Below are 2,542 nucleotides of genomic sequence, written 5' to 3' on the forward strand. Positions count from 1 at the left end.
CTAAAGAGCAGCAACAACGTAGTCAGCTTCTACAAAGCAAGCAGGCACTCGGTGCGCTAGATAAATTAGCGCCAATGGTTCGTATTTTAGAAGACGAAACATTGGCTGAGCGCTTAGCAGAATTAGAAGCACAACTAGAGCGTTTAAGTGAAGCTAAGTCTTACTTGAATACGCACGGCAAAGCGCTTACTTCTCTAGAGCAAATCGTATCTGCACTAGAGGCTGACCCAGAGCAGTTCGAAGCTTTGGAAGCTGAATATCGTCAAGCAGACAACGCGCTACAAACGCTAAAAGGCAAAGTGTTCGCGCTGTCTGATCTGATTGAGCGTCGTCACTACTTTGCTTACGCGGATTCTGTTGATTTGCTTAACAAGAATAGAGTTCGTTGGGCGGTTACCTTCAAATACTTTGAAAGGTACTAGCTCAGCAACTTCTTCAGCTGTTTTGCCAGCCGCTAGGAATTCAGCTTCTACTGTCTCTTTTGTCTTACCGAAAGCTAGCGCTTCAGTTTGAGCAAAGAAGTTAGACATTAGCTTCTGGTGGTGATCAGATGCTGGGTTGTGGCTGATAGCCGGAGCAATGAAGTCTGATGGGATCAGCTTAGTGCCTTGGTGAATCAGTTGGTAGAACGCGTGCTGACCGTTTGTACCAGGTTCACCCCAGATGATAGGGCCTGTTTGGTATTCTACTGGGTTACCTTCACGGTCAACGAATTTACCGTTAGATTCCATGTTACCTTGCTGGAAGTAAGCAGCAAAACGGTGCATGTATTGATCGTAAGGTAGGATTGCTTCTGACTCAGCGCCGTGGAAGTTGTTGTACCAAACACCAATTAACGCAAGGATCACTGGAATGTTGCTTTCAAATTCCGTTGAAGCAAAGTGGTTATCCATCTCATGTGCGCCATCGAGTAGCTCAGCGAAGTTATCGAAGCCGATAGATAGTGAGATAGAAAGACCGATCGCTGACCATAGTGAGTAACGACCGCCTACCCAATCCCAGAATTCGAACATGTTGTCAGTATCAATACCAAACTCAGCAACTGAAGCCGCGTTTGTTGATAGTGCTGCGAAGTGCTTAGCAACGTGTGCTGAGTCGCCCGCTTCAGCCAAGAACCAATCACGCGCAGAGTGTGCGTTCGTCATTGTTTCTTGAGTGGTAAATGTCTTAGATGCCACTAGGAACAGTGTTGTTTCTGGGTTAAGAGGCTTTAGTGTCTCAACGATGTGAGTGCCGTCTACGTTAGAAACAAAGTGCATGTTTAGGCGAGTTTTGTATGGCGTAAGTGCTTCAGTTACCATGTATGGACCAAGGTCTGAACCGCCGATACCGATGTTAACTACATCAGTGATCTCTTTACCTGTGTAACCTTTCCACTCACCAGAAACGATACGGTGTGTGAACAGTTCCATTTTTGCTAGTACTGCATTCACTGCTGGCATTACGTCTTTGCCATCAACCATTACTGGCTTGTCGCTACGGTTACGTAACGCAGTGTGAAGAACTGAACGACCTTCAGTCTTGTTGATTGCATCACCGCCGAACATTGCTTCGATTGCAGACTTAACTTCAGTCTCGTTCGCAAGAGCAAATAGGTGCTGCATCGTTTCAGCGTCGATAAGGTTCTTAGAGTAATCCACTAAGATGTCTGAACCGAAACGAGTAGAGAAGCTCTCGAAACGCTTTGCATCTTGAGCAAATAGCTCTTTCATATCCATATCTTGAGCAGACTCAAAATGTGCAGTTAGAGCTTTCCACGCTTGTGTTTGCGTTGGGTTGATATTTTTCAACATGGTATCTATCCCGATGTTACTGTAGGTTTTATTCTAGACGTCACCAAAGTGATGAATAGAACCCCCGATTAGGCGAAAGTTTATATTTTTCTATGATGACCAAATCGCATCACCACTGAAAGATTCTTTGTAATTTTTTTTCACGACGTATTATGCCGCATATGAAGAGCGGTACCTTGAGATAAATCAGAATTAGATTTCCTGATAGAAGAATCGGTACTGACTCTAGCGCTCACTTCATTAAATGTGAGCGAAACCTGATAAATTCAAGTTCAAAAGATAGCGTTAAACCACTTTTTTTCCAAATACATTATAGAGGATGGCGTATGTGGATTCAGAAGACGATACACCTACACGCACAAAAACGTGGATTTCATCTCATCACTGATGAAATTGAACAACAGATATCCGATATCCATTCACTGTCTGTTGGTTTATTACATCTATTCATTCAGCATACATCTGCTAGCCTTACGCTAAATGAGAACGCAGACCCTACTGTCCGCACTGATATGGAATCACACTTTAATAAGTTTGTTCCCGAACGAGCACCCTACTACAAGCACACCTACGAAGGTGATGATGATATGCCCGCTCACATTAAAGCATCGACACTTGGTACCAGTGTGACAATTCCAATTACCAATGGTCGTCTAGCATTAGGGACATGGCAGGGCATTTACTTAGGTGAACACCGAGATTGTGGCGGAAGTCGTACCGTTATTGCGACCATTCAAGGTGAGTAACGT

General features: G+C 44.2%; 1 protein-coding gene and 2 pseudogenes. 2 read left to right on the top strand and 1 reads right to left on the bottom strand.

Features of this window, described 5'->3' with window-relative positions; translation table 11 throughout:
* A pseudogene (locus AB4496_RS15575) lies at positions 1-377 on the top strand (hypothetical protein); the annotation flags it as partial.
* Here the strand turns inward: AB4496_RS15575 and pgi are convergent.
* Positions 360-1,793: pseudogene (gene pgi / locus AB4496_RS15580) on the bottom strand (glucose-6-phosphate isomerase); the annotation flags it as partial. The pseudogenes AB4496_RS15575 and pgi overlap by 18 nt on opposite strands.
* Positions 1,794-2,119: 326 nt before the next feature.
* Between pgi and AB4496_RS15585 the strand changes: the two are divergent.
* Positions 2,120-2,539 (top strand): secondary thiamine-phosphate synthase enzyme YjbQ, encoded by a 420-nt coding sequence (locus AB4496_RS15585; RefSeq protein WP_009847895.1) that lies wholly within the window; start codon positions 2,120-2,122, stop codon positions 2,537-2,539.
* Positions 2,540-2,542 lie beyond the last annotated feature (3 nt).

Source organism: Vibrio sp. 10N.222.46.A1 (genome assembly GCF_041473595.1).
Classification (GTDB): domain Bacteria; phylum Pseudomonadota; class Gammaproteobacteria; order Enterobacterales; family Vibrionaceae; genus Vibrio; species Vibrio tasmaniensis_A.